This window comes from Nostoc sp., from assembly GCF_036917935.1.
Classification (GTDB): Bacteria; Cyanobacteriota; Cyanobacteriia; order Cyanobacteriales; family Nostocaceae; genus Nostoc.
Genome location: NZ_JBALEL010000026.1, coordinates 67,672 through 83,627, shown reverse-complemented (window position 1 = coordinate 83,627; position 15,956 = coordinate 67,672). Strand labels below are relative to the sequence as shown.

Annotated in this window: 14 protein-coding genes and 1 pseudogene; 2 read left to right on the top strand and 13 right to left on the bottom strand. The window is 43.8% G+C overall.

Going from position 1 to position 15,956, the window contains the following annotated elements; translation table 11 throughout:
• Positions 1-1,091 precede the first annotated feature (1,091 nt).
• From V7K62_RS11190 to V7K62_RS11150, 9 genes are all read right to left on the bottom strand, one after another.
• Positions 1,092-3,980, bottom strand: a complete 2,889-nt coding sequence (locus tag V7K62_RS11190) for a CHAT domain-containing protein (protein ID WP_334863988.1) — start codon at positions 3,978-3,980, stop codon at positions 1,092-1,094.
• The gene (locus tag V7K62_RS11185; RefSeq protein ID WP_334863987.1) at positions 3,980-6,970 is read right to left on the bottom strand and encodes a CHAT domain-containing protein; all 2,991 of its coding nucleotides are present in this window, start codon (positions 6,968-6,970) and stop codon (positions 3,980-3,982) included. Before V7K62_RS11185 ends, V7K62_RS11190 begins: the two co-directional genes overlap by 1 nt.
• A gap of 240 nt (positions 6,971-7,210) precedes the next feature.
• Positions 7,211-8,665 carry a CD-NTase-associated endodeoxyribonuclease Cap4 gene (gene cap4 / locus V7K62_RS11180; RefSeq protein WP_334863986.1) on the bottom strand — a complete coding sequence of 485 codons (1,455 nt, stop codon included), beginning with the start codon at positions 8,663-8,665 and terminating at the stop codon, positions 7,211-7,213.
• Positions 8,662-9,084: a hypothetical protein gene (locus tag V7K62_RS11175; protein WP_334863985.1), complete on the bottom strand. Its 423-nt coding sequence runs from the start codon at positions 9,082-9,084 to the stop codon at positions 8,662-8,664. Before V7K62_RS11175 ends, cap4 begins: the two co-directional genes overlap by 4 nt.
• A gap of 52 nt (positions 9,085-9,136) precedes the next feature.
• Positions 9,137-10,225 (bottom strand): nucleotidyltransferase domain-containing protein, encoded by a 1,089-nt coding sequence (locus tag V7K62_RS11170; protein ID WP_334863984.1) that lies wholly within the window; start codon positions 10,223-10,225, stop codon positions 9,137-9,139.
• Between the two features lie 458 nt (positions 10,226-10,683).
• Positions 10,684-11,043, bottom strand: coding sequence for a DUF6527 family protein (locus V7K62_RS11165; protein WP_015186453.1), 360 nt, complete (start codon positions 11,041-11,043; stop codon positions 10,684-10,686).
• Between the two features lie 3 nt (positions 11,044-11,046).
• Positions 11,047-12,474, bottom strand: a complete 1,428-nt coding sequence (locus V7K62_RS11160; protein ID WP_334863983.1) for a ThiF family adenylyltransferase — start codon at positions 12,472-12,474, stop codon at positions 11,047-11,049.
• Entirely contained in the window at positions 12,471-12,851 is a 381-nt protein-coding gene (locus tag V7K62_RS11155) for an E2/UBC family protein (RefSeq protein WP_334863982.1), read from the bottom strand. Before V7K62_RS11155 ends, V7K62_RS11160 begins: the two co-directional genes overlap by 4 nt.
• A gap of 3 nt (positions 12,852-12,854) precedes the next feature.
• Positions 12,855-13,379, bottom strand: coding sequence for a multiubiquitin domain-containing protein (locus tag V7K62_RS11150; RefSeq protein WP_334765617.1), 525 nt, complete (start codon positions 13,377-13,379; stop codon positions 12,855-12,857).
• Positions 13,380-13,477: 98 nt separating this feature from the next.
• On the opposite strand from V7K62_RS11150, the gene V7K62_RS11145 reads away from it, so the two are divergent.
• Positions 13,478-13,834, top strand: coding sequence for a helix-turn-helix domain-containing protein (locus V7K62_RS11145; protein WP_015186451.1), 357 nt, complete (start codon positions 13,478-13,480; stop codon positions 13,832-13,834).
• Positions 13,835-13,875: 41 nt separating this feature from the next.
• On the top strand, positions 13,876-14,439 hold the full coding sequence (locus tag V7K62_RS11140; RefSeq protein WP_334863981.1) for an ImmA/IrrE family metallo-endopeptidase: 564 nt from the start codon (positions 13,876-13,878) through the stop codon (positions 14,437-14,439).
• Positions 14,440-14,626: 187 nt separating this feature from the next.
• Here V7K62_RS11140 and V7K62_RS31510 read toward each other — a convergent pair.
• The 4 genes and pseudogenes from V7K62_RS31510 to V7K62_RS11125 all read right to left on the bottom strand — a co-directional run.
• A pseudogene (locus tag V7K62_RS31510) lies at positions 14,627-14,803 on the bottom strand (DUF3155 domain-containing protein); the annotation flags it as partial.
• Positions 14,804-14,900: 97 nt separating this feature from the next.
• Positions 14,901-15,191, bottom strand: a complete 291-nt coding sequence (locus tag V7K62_RS11135; protein WP_017314034.1) for a GIY-YIG nuclease family protein — start codon at positions 15,189-15,191, stop codon at positions 14,901-14,903.
• Positions 15,192-15,401: 210 nt separating this feature from the next.
• Positions 15,402-15,737 carry a hypothetical protein gene (locus tag V7K62_RS11130; RefSeq protein ID WP_334863980.1) on the bottom strand — a complete coding sequence of 112 codons (336 nt, stop codon included), beginning with the start codon at positions 15,735-15,737 and terminating at the stop codon, positions 15,402-15,404.
• Positions 15,722-15,952, bottom strand: coding sequence for a hypothetical protein (locus tag V7K62_RS11125; protein WP_334863979.1), 231 nt, complete (start codon positions 15,950-15,952; stop codon positions 15,722-15,724). Before V7K62_RS11125 ends, V7K62_RS11130 begins: the two co-directional genes overlap by 16 nt.
• Positions 15,953-15,956 lie beyond the last annotated feature (4 nt).

Sequence of the window (15,956 nt, the reverse complement as noted above, 5' to 3'; positions counted from 1 at the left end):
TAGATTTTCTTCTCTTTTTCCCCGAATGCGTTGAAGGTAGGTGACACCTAAATTATTTTTTGTTTCTGCCCATTGATCGGGTACAGTTTCACGGGTACGTACCTTCAAAGCGGCTTCATAATATTTAATTGCGTCTTCCAAATTTTCAGATCTCTCTCCGCGAAGGCGGTAAAGGAAAGCAGTACCTAGATTATGCTGAATTGCTGACCAAGTTTCGGAGGCAGTTTCGCAGTTAAGTATCTCCTGTGAAGCTAGTAAATGACGAATTGCTAGTTCTAAATTCTCAACCCTATCTTCACAAAGGCGGTTAAAGTAAGCAATGCCTAGATTAGACTTTGTTTCTGCCCATTTTTCAGGAAATACTTCGCGAGTGCGTATTTCTAGAGCTGATAAGTAGTACCTAATTGCTATTTCTATATTCTCTGCACGTTGTCCTCTGATGCGTTTGTCATAGGCAATGCCTAGATTATCTTGGATTGTTGCCCATTGTTGAGGAAAAGCATTGCGTGTAAAAACAGTAGCAGCAACGTTATAGCCTGTAATAGCAATTTCCACATTAATAGCTGAGTTCCCCAGAGAGAAATCAGAAACCAGGATACTGAAGTTCACAAGATCTGCGGCGATGAGCTGGGCTTGCTCTATCTCTATTTCCGGCAAACCCATTCCCCAGTTATGCAATAACTCAACTAAATTATCATTCAGCAAGTTTAAATTCGCATTCAAAAGCGAGTAGACAATTTCTGGGTTGTCCTTACTATCTGCTGTTAAATTTAATATTTCTTCTAAAAAGCTAGAATACTCTCCAAGGTTAGTTGTCAGCAGTAAATCAAGTTGGTTACTTGACCCCTCTACAGGATTTTCGGACATTAACAATGCTTGAGAGAGTTCATGAGCCATGCGATCTAGGAAATCAGCATTATTGTTGTCACCTCTGTGAGATAAAACCTTTACCACCTGTTTTATTATCTCCACCAAGTTTTCATCAATCAACTCTGGGTTAGCTTGTAAAATCTCTATTTCCTCGCCGCTGGCACAACTCAGCAGTTCATTTATTAAATTAAGATAAGCTTCTTTGCGTTGTTCATCCATAATCACTGCCCTATCGCACAAAATGCTGCCCAATAAAAAGGCTCTTGAAACGGCTGTCGATTCTGCCTGAACCGCCGTTGCAGCGACATCTTCAGCGTTGAGTTCAACGGCAACTGTTGTTCCTCCATCCACTGTTGTAACTCATCCCCAGTCGCATCTCGCAACCAACGTTGAGCCTGATTGAGTGCTACCGCGACAGATGACCCCTGTTGCAAATTCTGGTAAAACTTGGCTACCAAGAATGCCGTAGATATATCGCTAATCGTCCAGAGCGAACTGACGACGCTGGGGCTTCCTGCATATAGAAAACTGCTGGGCAAACCGATGTACTCATCGCTGAGGGAAGTTGGATCGGTCAAACCTGTCTCGCAAGCCGAAAGCGCCACCAAACGGCACTGACTCAGATTTAATCCAAAAATTTCCCCCAGCGTCAGACAACGTTCCAACTCAAGAGCCTTTAGATCGACACCTGCCAGCACCAGGGCAGAGCGTAGAGGAGATTCTAGATCGAAAATGCCATGACAGGCAAAGTGGACGCAATGAGCAGCTTGCAAACGCTGGTTGCCGATCGCCTCTTTGCGTGCCTCTGCTTTTACCAAAATCTCCGCGTGGGGATGAAAAGCCTGTCGGATAATTGCCATCTCGATATCGCTGTATGTCAAATCCAGGGTGGGGTTTTGCACCCCAAACAGATGGCTAAAGTTGGTTCGGTTCCAGCTTTGAGTTAACTGCAATAGCTGACAACTAGGAGCATAGCGCACGCCGCCGGAAAATTTATCCAGCAAGCAGAGAGCATCAGAAGGTTGCGTCTCACTTGGCAGTCGCGATCGCCCCTCGCCCACAGGCAAGACATGAAGCGGAAACAGGTGCAAAAATCGGTGGGGGATGAGAATGAGTTGAGAACAGTCCGAGGGGATAACAGAGAGGAGATAATCCAAGTGCAGGATGGTAGCAAGTTGCTGAAGTTGCTCATTTAGAGTGCTTTGCCACTGCTGCTTGTTATCGTAGTATGTCGTAAGATAGGTGCTAATCCACGCCATCAGTGCTTGGTAGTCTTGGGTGGATGACTGCCAGACGAAGGGTGTTTGACTGTGCGGCGCGACAATGAAAGCAAGAAATGTCTCCTCAGCGATATACCACTCAATCAGTGCAGTTTTGGAATTGGGGAGCAAATCTCGCATCTGCTCAAAGGTGACAAGTTCAACTCTTTGAGTCAGGCTGAAGGTGGAGTCGTAGGGTTGGATGTCCTGCCGAATCAATTCGTCCAGTTCTTGTTGGAGTTGGTTCAGGTAGGTGCGAGACTCCTGAAACGCAGCTAGAGCGGGTAACGTCTCCAGATTGGCTATCTCACCGACTCCCGATCGCATTTCAATCCGGCGTTGTTCCGTAACAATTTCTCGCCGCAGCCGATCCAATTCCTCGATGACTGTTTGCGGAACGTTACCTCTAGGGTAAAGGTCGCGTGCAGCTAGAAGTTCAACTAAATTGCGGGCTTTGCTGCGCTCGACATATTCCAAAGCCCGATCGGTCTGGTCGGTATTGATGCACGCTTGCACCATCTTGGCATAAACATCGATCGCCGCCGACAGAATTTCCTGCCTGCGTTTGTCGGTATTCGCCCAACTGCGACTTTGTTCTACAGCCTCAATAGCAGGACTATAACCTGCGATCGCTTCCTGCCATCGGTTCGCCCTAAACGCCAAATTGCCCAAATTACGCCCCGCTGTCAAACACTCAACAGGAAAATCACCAGGTTGATAAACTTCCAGAACTTGCCCAAAGCAGTGAATCGCCTCGTCAACCTTACCCAAATCTCGATAAGCAGCCCCCAGATTATTTTGAGTCATTGCCCAGTCTTTGAGAGATGCTTCTGGAGTGCGAATTCGGAGAGCTTGTTGAAAGCAATGGATGGCTCGCTCTAGGTTTTCGGTTAAATTCCCCTCGGAGTTACAGAGATAAGCGATGCCTAGATTGTTATAGGCAAGTGCCCAACCCAAAGGAAAATCCTCTTCCGTGTAAACAGTTAAAGCTTGCTCGTAGCACCGAATCGCTTTTGGCAAATCTTGCGTGTAGTGTTCGCGAACGCTGTAGAGGTAAGCATTTCCCAGATTATTTTGAACCATCGCCCAATCTTGAGGCGCGGTTTCTCGGGTAAACACCTGTAAGGCGTGCTGGAAGCATTGTATTGCTTGAGCGAGGTTTTCTTCCAGGTTGCCTAAGATGCGGTTGCGATAGGCATTTCCCAAATTATTTTGAGCGGTTGCCCAGTCCAGGGGAAATTCCTCTAAAGTAATGACTTGCAAGGCAGATTGAAAAGCCGCGATCGCCACTTCCAAGTTTTCTGCAGGATCGCCTAGAATACGATTGCGGTAAGCTTCGCCTAAATTGTTTTGAGTGATTGCCCACTCTTTGGGGAATGCCTCTCGAGTGCGGACTTGCAGCGCCCTGCGAAAATAAGCGATCGCCATCTCTAAGTTCTCAGCGTGATCGCCGTGGATACGGTAGAGGTAGGCGTTACCGAGATTGTTTTGAGCAATTCCCCAATCGTGGGGAAATTCCCTGCGGGTAAAGACATTACTCGCAATTTCGTGTCCAGTAATGATAATCTCTAGGTGGCTGGCTTTGTCACCTAGCGGAAACTGCCTGAGCAAAATACAAAAGCTGACGATTATTTCAGCAATGCCCCTAGCAACTTCTGGCTCTGCTTGAGGCAAAGTTGACAGTGCCCAAGCTTGCATAATGTGGGCTAAAAACTCATCCAACTTATCCAGGTTAGCCTGCAAAACGGAGTAGACAATTTGGAGGTTGTCCTTGCTCTGGGCAACAGTTTTAAGAATCAAATGGAGTAAGTCGAGGTAGGCTTTGGAATTATAGGGGAGTTGGAAGTTCATTACTGACCTACGGCAGAGAAACCTGCCCAGTGAAAAGGTGATTGAAAAGGTTTATCATCATCTAATAAATTGTGTAATCTCCTACGTAAACTCATACTCAGTGTGGCATCCAGTTGAATTTGGTTTTCTGCTATCCATATTTGCAGTTCTTTTTTGCTAATATTCCGCAGCCAGATTTGAGCTTGATTTAATGCGACTGCTACTGATAAAACAGTACGCAAGTTTTGATAAAACTTAATCATCAAGAAAGCTGTTGATACATCCTGGACTGTCCATAAACTGCTGACAACACTAGGACTACCTGCGTAGATAAAGCTACTCGGAATACCTATGTATTCATCACTTAGGATTTTATAGTTCGTTAAACCAGTTTCGCAAGCAGAAAGGGTGACAAGACAACATTGGGAGAGGTCAAGGTCAAAAATTTCGCCAAGCGTGATACGTTCTTTATTTGCTAATAATAATGCTGATTCTAAAGGAGATTCAAAATTAAATTCTGCATGACAAGAAAAGTGAACGCAGTTTGTCAAGCTAAGTTGCGAATTTTGTATAACTTCTCTCGTGCCATCATCTTGATTTTTGACTTCTATAAGTGCTGCTTTTGTGGCAGCATCTTCAATCAAAGTGTCAGCCTGTGCAAAGCAATTTTGAATGCTTTTCACCTCAACAGTAGAGTGACCCAAATTTTTTGTAGGGTTTTGAATTGCTAAGAGGCGATTAAAATCTGAACATAACTGTTTTCCAGTGAGTTGTAGTAACTGGCATGAAGGAGCATAACGCATACCTCGGCTGAAGTGGTCTAGAAGATGAGTATTTGGGGATAGAGGTAAAGCATGAAGGGGAATTAAGTGTAAGAAACGATGAGGAATTAAAATTAGCTGGTCACAGTTGTTTGGTAGGTAATTAATAATCTCATGAATATGCAGAATGCTTGTGAGGTTTTGCAGGTTATCTGTAAGTTTTTCAATCCACTGTTTGCGGTTTTGTTGGTAGTCTTGCAAATACTCATTTTGCCAATCCATCAAAGCTTGCATTTCTTCAGCAGAGGATGACCAAACTAGAGGAAGTTCTGATGAGTGGGTGATAATGAAAGTGTGGAAGTTATCATTGCAGATATACCACTCAACTATAGCAGTGCGGTCATCTATAAGAGTTTTAATTTCGCTGTAGGGAATAGGTTTAACTTGCTGAGTTGCCCTGAAGCTGGGGTCTATGGGGTCGATTTCGTTTTTAATTAGATGATCCAGTTGTTGAAATAATTCATTCAGGCGGGTGCGGTCTTTTAGCCAACTATCTGAATTTCCTATTAATTGACCCATGCTGCTTGAGCGATTTTGCTCAATAATATCTAAGCGACGCTGTTCTGCCACAATTTCTTGCCGCGATCGCTTCAGTTCATTGATAATAGTTTCTGAAATATTGCCTTTAGGGTATATGTCACGTGTGGAGAGCGTGTCAACCAAATTTCGGGCTTTGCTGCGTTCAACGTATTCAAGTGCTTGATCTGGGTGATTGGTTTTGATGTAAGCTTTTACTATGTTGGCGTAAACATCAATTGCTCCTGACAGAATCTCTTGACGCCTAGTATCAGTGATAGCCCAAGTGCGACTTTGTTCGACAGCTTCAATAGCAACGTGATAGCCTTCAATAGCATCTGCCCACTGCTGAGATGCTCTAGCAGTATTACCAAAGTTTTGTCCAGTGCCAAAGCACTCTAAGGGAAAAGCACTAGGTGTGTAAATTTCTAGGGCTGACCGGAAAGAGCTAATTGCTGCCGGAATTTGTTCTAGTTCCAAGTAAACTGCGCCCAGATTATTTTGAATCGTTGCCCAGTATTGGGGAAAAGCTGTTTGGGTATAAACTTGTAAAGCTGCCTGAAAATGCGCGATCGCTGCTTCTAAATTTACCCGTTGCTCACCCTGAATTCTATCCCGATAAGCCACGCCCAGGTTGTTTTGGGTTCTAGCCCAATCTTCAGGAAAGTCTTGTTGGGTGTAAACCTGTAGCGCCGCTTGAAAAGCTGCAATCGCTAACTCTAAGTTTTGTGCCCGTTCGCCCTCAATTCTATTCCAATAGGCAGCAGCTAAATTATTTTGGGTGGTAGCCCATTCGTAGGGAAATGCTTCTTGAGTGCGGACTTGCAAGGCTGCTAGGTAGCAGCGAATCGCTTGCTCTAAATTCTGAGTGCGATCGCTGCGTATGCGATCGCTGTAAGCATTACCCAAGTTGCTTTGGGTTCTAGCCCATTCACTAGGAAACTGGCTTTGAGTATAGACTTGCAAAGCTTCTTCGTGAGCTGCAATTGCCCGTTCTAAATTTTCTTCGCGATCACCCCGCACCCTTTTAGTATATGCGGCTGCCAGATTATTGCGGTTCGTTGCCCAATCCTTTGGGTAAACATCACGAGTAAAAACTGTGGCGGAAACTTCAGCACCAGCAATAGCAATCTCCAAATTACTAGCTCTGTCACCTTGGGGAAACTCACGCATCAGGTCGCTGAAATTTCCAATTACTGCTGCAATGCTTTGGGCTTGTTCTGGTTCCACTTGGGCTAGGGTGTCAATTATAACTTGACGTAACAGAACAGCAAAATCATCGTTCAGCTTCTCCAGATTCTCTGTAAGTAACGGGTACACCACTTGCGGGTTACTATTGCTTTGTGCAGTTGCCTGATATAACCGATCTAGAAAAATCAGGTATTCTTCATGTTTGGTTTTTGCTAACGACTCGCCCTGAGTCACTGCCCGATCAGTAACATTTCTGGACGAAGTAATTATTTCAGACAGTTGGCAAGCAACATCGATTAAAAAATCAGCAGCATTCTGATAGCCTTGCTCTGCCATTACAGATGCCACATGTTCCATTGTTTGCACCAGACCAGCATCAACTAATAGCTGGTTAGCATTCAAAATCGAATTTACTTGGTTGCTGGAAGAGTTGAGCAAGGAGTTAATTAAAGTTAAATAGGCTTTTTTTTTGGCGTTCTTCATCCATTACTGACCTATAGCGCAAAACCCTGCCCAGTGAAAAGGTTCCCGAAAAGACTGGGCATCATCCGGTAAATTATGAAAACGACGACGTAGATTTATATTAACAGTCGCACTCAGTGGTAACTGTGATTTCCGGTATCTTTATGATAATTGTTTCCAGTAGCTTACGGTTATGTCTCCACCACTCTTTCTTGGTTCTGCCCATCAATATTTAGATGCGTTGCCCCGGCTTCAGCAAATTTAGCTGGAAATTCCTGAGAAGAGTTGGAATGTTTTAGAGTATTGACCATTAGATACCCATGCGTAGCAAGTAATTGGTGCTGTAGCATCCAAGCGATGTCCCAGAAAAAGAGCGAGATGAGCAGGCCCAGCAAAAAATAAATGGATTTCTTTACCGCCTATGCACACTAAGTTATTGACAATTAATTTTTTAATGCCTCCAACGGCATTGTTGGCATGTTGTGGAGAAATAATAGGATGCTCTCCTCTAATGTGAAGCAGTGGCTCACCTGTGAGTCCATACTTCTCCAGATTGACTTCGACTTCAGGAATAATATCTCGAAGAATACCTATGCTAACAACCAAGCGGGTTCCTGTTCCGCCTATCATCTGATGAGCCAAAGGATAAACGGGGGTTTCTTGAGTGGGATGAGCATCTGTTGCCCATACCTCTTCACGGTATTCCATTTCAATTGCGTAGCCCCTAACAGCTGAGAAGACAGATCCTATTGCAAGACATGCTGCCAGACGACGATTGCCAGCAAGCCTGATTCGCTTAGTATTTCTATACTTTTCAATCCAGCTTCGAGTATCCTGTAGTTCAATGAGTAAGCGATTCCACTGTTGGGATGGGGCAATCGCACGAGTTTCACCACCAGAAAAAGGGGCCCAATCGAAACACAATCCATGATGCTCTGGGTTATTTTCAGAGGCAATGGCTGTGTAAATCAGGATGGGACTAAGGGCTGGTAGTTGACTGGGAGGAATTTTTTCCCGTAATTTTGTCTCTAACTCTTTGCGGGTAATATTTTGATTCTTGCGCTGTCGTATAAATGTACCTAAGTGATTATAAATATTATCAAAAGTTCTAAAAGATAAATCTTCATATTCACTCAGATTGTCAGCCAAAGACTGCTTAAAAAGAGCTTCGCCATGAGATTTTGCAGTGTTCCAATCTGCCTCTACTATCACCTTTTCAAAAATGAAAAAGGCGTCTTGTTCTGTACCGCCAATTTTTTTGACTAGGCGGGTATACTCTTTAAAAGAATTTTCTTTGACTGTAGAGTTTTCTTCATAAAAATCTTGAGGATTACGAACGCGGCGCAATCCATTTACCAAAGGCTCTAAGTCTCTGGAAACTCCTGCTGCTACAAGTATAAACTGCTGATAGGTGTTTGGACTACCAGCATCTACTTCTCGGAACCGTTGAATTTCATTTAAAAACTTAGATGGTTGGAGTGTATGGTCTTTAACTTCAAGAAATTCTATCGCAAACCCACGACCGGGTACAAAAAACTTTGCCTCTACATCTCCAATCCCTTCTCGGATCATAGCTGTGAAGCCATCTTGTGCTAGCCAAGCAGGGATGCGAGCAAGCATGACTTGTTCCTGAAAGGAAAAGCCACCTTCAGCAATATCACCACCACGAGACTGTGGTTCTAGGAGTGAGGGAGTCAAATGTTCGCTCTCTGTCATGCGGTTTGCTGCTCAGTCAGTTTTTCCAAAATAGAATTCCCTTCAACGGGATTGGAACTCCAACTTTGGAGTTTTGAATCTGAGGCGTGTGATGATGGTCCGAGCCATTTTCCAGTATCTAGCCACAGTTCATAGTAATATAACCATAATGCAGTCCACGGGATGATAGTCTTTGCAAGCAGCATATCTTTCTGCCACGGTTTTTCTTTGGGGTAGTAGAGGCATAAAGTTCCGTCTTTCCAAACATGGGGAGGTCGTGATGCCAGAGTGGGAGATATGACATTAACGGTTGGGTAAGAGCTGAGTTTGTAGCGGATTGCTACTCGATATTTTGGGGAAAACTGACGGGGTTGAAGCGTGCCTCGCCATACAGCTACCCCACACTCTCGCCTGTAAGCGAACCCAGGAAATCGGTGCAATATGTGCAGGTTTTGCAGCCCCAGGTTGATAGTGGGTTTCAGTTGAGAATATTCAGCCTAGGTCAATCCCATGAAACTTGGTTGCAATGGTTGAAGTGTATAAACCAGAAGCAGGTTGGCTGGGCAGAATTAAACCAGTAGAGCTGACGTAAGATTTGCCAGGTAAACCCGCTTTAGCCAATTGAGACGCAGCGGTTTCTACCTCTGATGGAAAATATTCTTCTCCAAAGATTTTTTGCCAGTATTTAATCGCCTTCTCTCGATCATCAGTCTCTAAAGCTTTGGCTGCCCAATTCCGTCCCTCATTAATCCGTCTCATGAAGGTTTCAAAGTGGGTGCGACTCCAGTTCCAAGAGATGTTATGACCAAGGATCGGATCGGGGAGGTTTGGGGTTGCAACATTGCTAGTATATAGCAGGTGATCGTATTGGCAGTAAATAGCATTCAAAAGCTCGTAAAATAGGACTGCCAATGGCTGTGTCATATCTAAAGTGTTCTGTTGGATGTGATAAACCAGCAGAGCACCAAGCCAATAACTCTTGGGTTTGCGGCTTTTCATTTGGCAGTCACGGAAGTGCTTCAGAAGCTTGCCAAGTGGTTTAACTTTGCGATCGTGTTTTTCCTGTAGCTCATTGAGTAAGTTGAGATACCCGATGGGGTGCGATGCAATCCACTTGTTGAATCCTCGATCTGGAACGTAAAGCACACTCTCGAATCCATCTGGTGCAATGCAAGGAACAAAGTCTAGGTGGAAGTCTTTGCCTTTGAAGTAGACATGGACGGATCGGCGTGCCCGCTCTACCTCTATTTCCGCTTCTGCATATCCCTCAAAGCCCAAAGCTTTTGGCAAGCCATCAAGCAACTTTTTCATGTCTTGAATTAATCGTTTAGCCTCTGGTTCATTTGCCTTTGGATCGCCAGGGACACGTATTAGGGTATCTACATCTTTAACATCACCTACTGCCATTTTTTGGGCGTATGAGCCTGCAAGTCGAGAGTGAGGGTAGACAGTGGGAAAATCTTTACTTTTGGCGATGTACTCACGCACTAAGGGTGGCAAATCGCGTGCTGCATCAAGGCGTTCTTGAGGAGGTTGAATGTTCTTGAGCAGTTCTTCAAAGTGTGTAATCAACGGAAACATCTATATTTTTTACCTTTACTGAATTGGGTTATTCATAGCGCAGTGCTATGGTAATTTCTTTTCATATGCCACCACCATCAATATCTGAATCAAAATCTATCTTCCAGAAAAAACTCACTGGTATTACCTATAGTTCGTAACCAAATTCATCTGAATTTAGCGGATATTGACTTACAATAGGTTATTATGTAGCACTTTATTACATTGTATTTTAATCATATTTGATTAAAAAGAACAATTGTACTTGTAGTAAAAACCGAACTAAAGTTAGTAGTAATTTTACGGTTTATCGTTCAGTCTGGTGATTAACTCAAAGTAAGGGGAGCGATCGCTCTCCTCTCAATTCATGTACACTTCGTCATAGAGTTGTTGCTCCGCAAATAATTCATGCAATGGGAATATTGCTTACCCAGGAGTAAGTAAGAAGTGGATTTTTCTGCTAAACGAGACTATAAGGTTTATTTCTGTCCTGAATCAGCGCACCATTCAACAACTCCCTGACGCACCCAAAAGTGGCAGTGGCATTCATTAAGCTGCCTAACAGAAGGATTAAGTGTTGGTCGTCCCAACGAATCAATGGCGATCGCCCAGCAAGGATGCCGCTTTTGATTCAAAGACAGCAAAATATTTTCACCACATCCTCCAGGGCAACGAAAACAAGCCCATTTCTGATATTCAGCATCACCAACGACTAAAATCTCCCCTGGTTTTATATTCTCAGGTGCAGGATGTGTTGGAACTATCCGTGCTGATAAGTCTGGCTGACGAATAAAACGCAGCCAGATTAATAACTGTCTAACTACACCGCGAAGAAACATCCCTTACTCCACCAGATTAAGGAAAGGCGTAACATCCCCTCTGCCCCACCACTGGGCACCGGCTGTCCCGCAAACTGGGCAATTGGGATTAGGGATTGCTGCTGGTTTACGGTCAGTCGTCAGATGGAATTTACGAACCCTGTGAGCTGCTGCACCATCCTCACCACGGAAACCCTGAAGGCGGTGGACAAGTTCCTGCATCGCCATAATTGCTACCTCCGTTGTAAATAAAACAACGGCAGGGCTGGGGTTTCCTTCTCCAATAACGTAGGCTTCTGCCTTGCGGCGTTCGTACTCATCAGGATTACTGCGTTTCAACGCTTCATCCCTTGCAGCAACAGGATTTATAACTTCACGACACAATAGACAAGTGTGTCCTGGTGCAGGTGCAAGCACCGTGACGCGACCATCCAAAGCCTGAAAATTGGGCGTTTCCCCTTGAGAAACCTCAATTGCTAAACCCATATCAAACACAGGTGTTGCATAGTAGTAGGCAAACCTATTCAGCATTAGGCGACCCGTGTGGTCATCAGTGCAACAAAAAATTACGTCGCACGCTTTCAGGGGATCGCGGCAGTCTGCTTCTCCAATCCAAGCTTGATATGTTCTCACTTGAACACCAAGTCCAAGCTCCACAAGTGACTTGGCAACAACTTCAACTTTGGAACTCATAGCATCAGCATCTGGCTGACGCGCACCATGTAGCCGATTTAAATTTGTGTCCTCAACAATGTCTTTATCGAAAAGTGCAATGTTGCGAAAACCCATCTTTGGCAGCAACATGGCGATTGCACTTCCTGTACCGCCGCAACCAATGACCCCAACACGCAACATCGATAAGTCTTGATTGAGGGCTTCCCCAAAAGCTAAAGCCTGTCGCTGGAATGCTGGAAGAGAAACCCCCAGCCCCCGGTTTGGATAATACAAACGGATTTTCTGCCCAATCACACGAATCATCCGCAAGGAGATAACTTCCTCCGAACTAACCCACAGGCGACCAATCAAATTTCCATCCGGCATTAGGATAACACTCAAAATCTGTGTATCTGAGCCGTTGCGGTTTTGTGCTAGTTGAATCAAGTCTGGTTCGTTAGTATCATCCTGAATAGAGAATTCTCTCAAGCCTTCTCGATGACTGTGGAAAATGGCTAGTGTCAGGTTTTTTGCTTGTGCCGCTTGCAATGCCCGAACAAAAGAATCCGTTTTCCAGGTAATGTGTTTGGCAGAGAAAGAAACAATTTCATCCTCTGGCACTGGTATTACTTCATAAGAAATGAATTTTTGGTGCGGCTGCCCATCCCAGGGATCGGCATTGATAACGGCCTGTCCACACAAGACATAGGCCGCTCGCTCTTTACCATCTATGGTTAATAGCAATTCGTGCAGGTAATTTGAGTGTTGCTCTTGCAATGTCAAGCTTACAGTATTCAAGCAGCCACCTCCAGAGCATTTTCAATCCGTTTGAGCATTGTCCATATGCCATCTGTACCAGGTCGCCACTCATTGTTATGTCTCGACCATCGCTGCCATTTCTGACCATTAAATTGGTGTGGTTGATCGGCTGCCTTTGGGTATTTTGCACCCTGTACCAGCTTTACCCACGGCAGCAGGTAAAACATATCGGGGGGTGCATCTGGGTATCCGCTCGGCAATAGAATTAGGATATCTGCCTGTTTAGTATCAAAACGGCCAAGTGGTAACTGAAATTCGCGTAAAATAACGCCCTTTTGACTGGCATCTACCACTTCTTCAAAAGGTAAACCCCTGTTTTCCAGGTATTGGCGATCGTTTGAGGGTAAAAAGCTCATTACTTAACCCTCCGTTGTAGTCTTTTTACCAGTGAAGAATCGCTCGACTCCTGGTGCTTGTAAATCGACAGATTCGTTATCGGCAATTGGGCGGTCTTCTGCACCACGTAGTTCAAGCCAAACTCCATAGGATGCAAGGTCAACGCCAGCAAGTTCCTTCAGCTTTAACCCTGTGATAATTGGCGCTCCCCATTCAAATCGCCGACCGTCGATGACAAAACGGAAGGAGCGATCGCTGCGCCAAGTAATGAATCGCTCGATACCAGGCTTTCTGAGTTCAACGGTTTCATCAAGGCGGATTTCTTCTAACTGACCGTTGTTTAGCACTTGGAAGATGAGGTACTCATCCACAGGTCTCTTGCTTGCTTCATCAAGCAGCTGCCCTCCCGTAATCACGGGGTCGTCTACTTTATAACTTCGGTCATCAATCCGCACTAAGTAGTGTTTTGCAAGCGGTGGTTGTACAGCCCCGTGCTGCTTGACCCACGCTTCCAGTTCAATCTGCTCAACCACGATATTGTTCGTCATATTGTTGTTGCATAAGTGACTTTTGATTTCACTTGTAAAATTTTATCCATTATATTGCACACATGATTTAAAATTGCAAGAGTGAAATTGGAGATGAAATGGCAAAAGGACAGTTTGATGTTGAAGCTTTTTATGCAGCATTGGACAGCCAACGGCTGTCTAAGCGTATGACATGGAAACAAGTTGCCGAAAAATCTGGTGTTAGTGCGTCCACCTTGACTCGGATCGCGCAAGGTAGACGACCAGATGTAGACAGTATGGCGGCTTTGTTAACATGGTCTGGGCTGAACGCAGACTCCTTCATCAAGCGCGAACAGGATACTCTAACCGAATCCGAACCACTCGCTAAAATTACGGCGTATTTGCGTGCAGATCCCCATTTAACGCCAGAAGCTGCATCTGCAATGGAAGCTGTCATCAAAGCTGCTTACGAGAAACTTCGCAAGGATCAATGAGATGACATTACGCTGTGGTTTTAGTCAGGAGGCAAATGCTTATGCCAGGTAAGGCGAAGTTCCGTCGTGGCTTTAAGAAGGAGGCAAGTGCTTATGCCAGGGAGTTTCGAGCAGAGCTTGGTCTAAAACCACACGCTCCCTTATGCCCTTGGCAGCTTGCTGAACATTTAGCAATTCCTATTGTTCCACTGTCGGAATTTCAAAATGAAATTTCTGAAGAGGTTCGCTATTTTACAGAAAAAGACATAAAAAGTTTTTCTGCGATAACAGTGTTTTATGGTACACAAAGAATAATTGTTCACAATGACGCTCACAGCCGTCTACGTCAGGCTTCTAATGTTTCTCACGAAATAAGTCATGGTATCCTTCAACACCAGCCAGATGAAGTTTTTAACGAATGCGGATGCCGGAATTTTAACCAAGAATATGAAGATGAAGCAAACTGGTTAGGTCCGGCACTTTTAATTTCAGAAGAAGCTGCCCTCCATATCGTTCAAACTGGAATGACAATAGATGAGGCTGTTGAATATTACCGCGCTAGCAAGGAAGTTATCAATATGCGTATTAATGTTACTGGAGCGCGAAAACGAATTTTATCTCGTTAGAGGGCTAATTGAATCAGTTTAACTGCAAAAATTAATAAAATCCTGGCAATCATCAATCAAAAATTTTATATGAAATCAAAAATTAATAATACTGTCATCTATATTCATAAACTTGGTCAAGTAAGTCTTTTTCGTTTTTAGCCTGCCATATTTGACAGGCTATAGTAGATTCAGATTATAGCTGATTTTAACTAGCAACAGACGCTATTTCTGGTGAGAATAATTTGTGATTTTCGATGGCATATTTATAACTAAATAGTCCATTGTTTGACAAGAAAAAATTTTCTTCACTACCCGATATCTTGAGTACTGTGATAACACATGGTGGTTGAATATTGTTATTACGAATGAATTTACTTGCAGTTGTACAGGTTTTTTATTGATGGTTATGTTGATAGCAACTAAAGCTTGTAACCTTTGATAACAAAACTTTTCCACGTAATCTACGTCTTAAATGGTATCTACCTAGTTTTTGTCGAATTCGTTTTGGCATTTTGCACTCTCCTTAATAATTGTGCGTGGTTTTTATATCGCTTAAGTTGAATTTCAAGCTGACGGGCTTCTTGTTTACTTGAGGTCTTCCATACGTAAACAATTTTGAATTCGATGCCGCGTTTTATCGCAGCACGAGTAAATGCTGCTCCAGATCCTTGTAGATGCTGCTGAAATCTTTTCTTGAGATTCGCGCATGAACCTAAGTAGTAACGAGCTTGATGTTTCTCATTTCCAAGCGGACGAGATAGCTCAATCATGTAGCAGCAAGGAATTGAAGGTATTTTTCCTGACAATCCCATTTATGCTTCTTTGAGATTATTTTTAAGACTGAAGCGTTAGCTGATTGTGGTAGTTTACTTCGTTACACAGTCGAGCTTTTCTTGCTCTTGTACCCAACTAATTACATTTTATTTACTAACGCTCACAGGCTTATCCTCACCTGCAATAAATACTTGAAAGCAGCCAGTTTATAACTCATAGTAGTCAATCATTAAACCTGATTCTCTGGCTGTTTTTAGAGATAATATTTCCTGGGGCAACAATCTTGAAATTCTTAACTGCTCTTCTGGAGAAAGCTGCTTCCAAGCTTCATTTTTAACAGCCAGATGCCTGTATATAGCAATTCTAATTTGATAGTAACTGGTAGCTGATTTGAGTTTTTCTGCCAGCATTAACACTTCTTCTCCAACTGGCTGCCGTTCTGTAGCGTTACTAGTGCTGGTTTGTTCATTTTGTTTTAGTCTGGAGTTAACTTCTATAGTTTTTTCGCTCTCTGTTGGGGATGTTTCTACTTGTGGAAGCATACTCGACTCAACCACAACCACTTCAGATTCAGCAGTCTCTTCTTGGGACTGCTCTTTTTCTTGGGATTTGATTTTGGTGTGATAGTCAGCGATCGCATCACAAAGAATTTTTGGGGGGGTAGCCCATATCCGTCAATCAATTCCTGTGTGAGTACGCCTGTTTGATGGTCTTCTTGCCCAGAGTGACGCACACAATTCGCGGTTAAAATAATCAATCAT

Excerpts from the sequence above, each read along its gene's own strand:
- V7K62_RS11170 (WP_334863984.1), bottom strand. The coding sequence starts at position 10,225 with ATGTTTCCGTTGATTACACACTTTGAAGAACTGCTCAAGAACATTCAA.
- V7K62_RS11185 (WP_334863987.1), bottom strand. The coding sequence starts at position 6,970 with ATGAAGAACGCCAAAAAAAAAGCCTATTTAACTTTAATTAACTCCTTG.
- V7K62_RS11135 (WP_017314034.1), bottom strand. The coding sequence starts at position 15,191 with ATGATTGAGCTATCTCGTCCGCTTGGAAATGAGAAACATCAAGCTCGT.
- V7K62_RS11150 (WP_334765617.1), bottom strand. The coding sequence starts at position 13,379 with ATGACGAACAATATCGTGGTTGAGCAGATTGAACTGGAAGCGTGGGTC.
- V7K62_RS11145 (WP_015186451.1), top strand. The coding sequence starts at position 13,478 with ATGGCAAAAGGACAGTTTGATGTTGAAGCTTTTTATGCAGCATTGGAC.
- V7K62_RS11130 (WP_334863980.1), bottom strand. The coding sequence starts at position 15,737 with ATGCTTCCACAAGTAGAAACATCCCCAACAGAGAGCGAAAAAACTATA.
- V7K62_RS11190 (WP_334863988.1), bottom strand. The coding sequence starts at position 3,980 with ATGAACTTCCAACTCCCCTATAATTCCAAAGCCTACCTCGACTTACTC.
- V7K62_RS11165 (WP_015186453.1), bottom strand. The coding sequence starts at position 11,043 with ATGTTTCTTCGCGGTGTAGTTAGACAGTTATTAATCTGGCTGCGTTTT.
- V7K62_RS11155 (WP_334863982.1), bottom strand. The coding sequence starts at position 12,851 with ATGAGCTTTTTACCCTCAAACGATCGCCAATACCTGGAAAACAGGGGT.
- V7K62_RS11140 (WP_334863981.1), top strand. The coding sequence starts at position 13,876 with ATGCCAGGTAAGGCGAAGTTCCGTCGTGGCTTTAAGAAGGAGGCAAGT.
- cap4 (WP_334863986.1), bottom strand. The coding sequence starts at position 8,665 with ATGACAGAGAGCGAACATTTGACTCCCTCACTCCTAGAACCACAGTCT.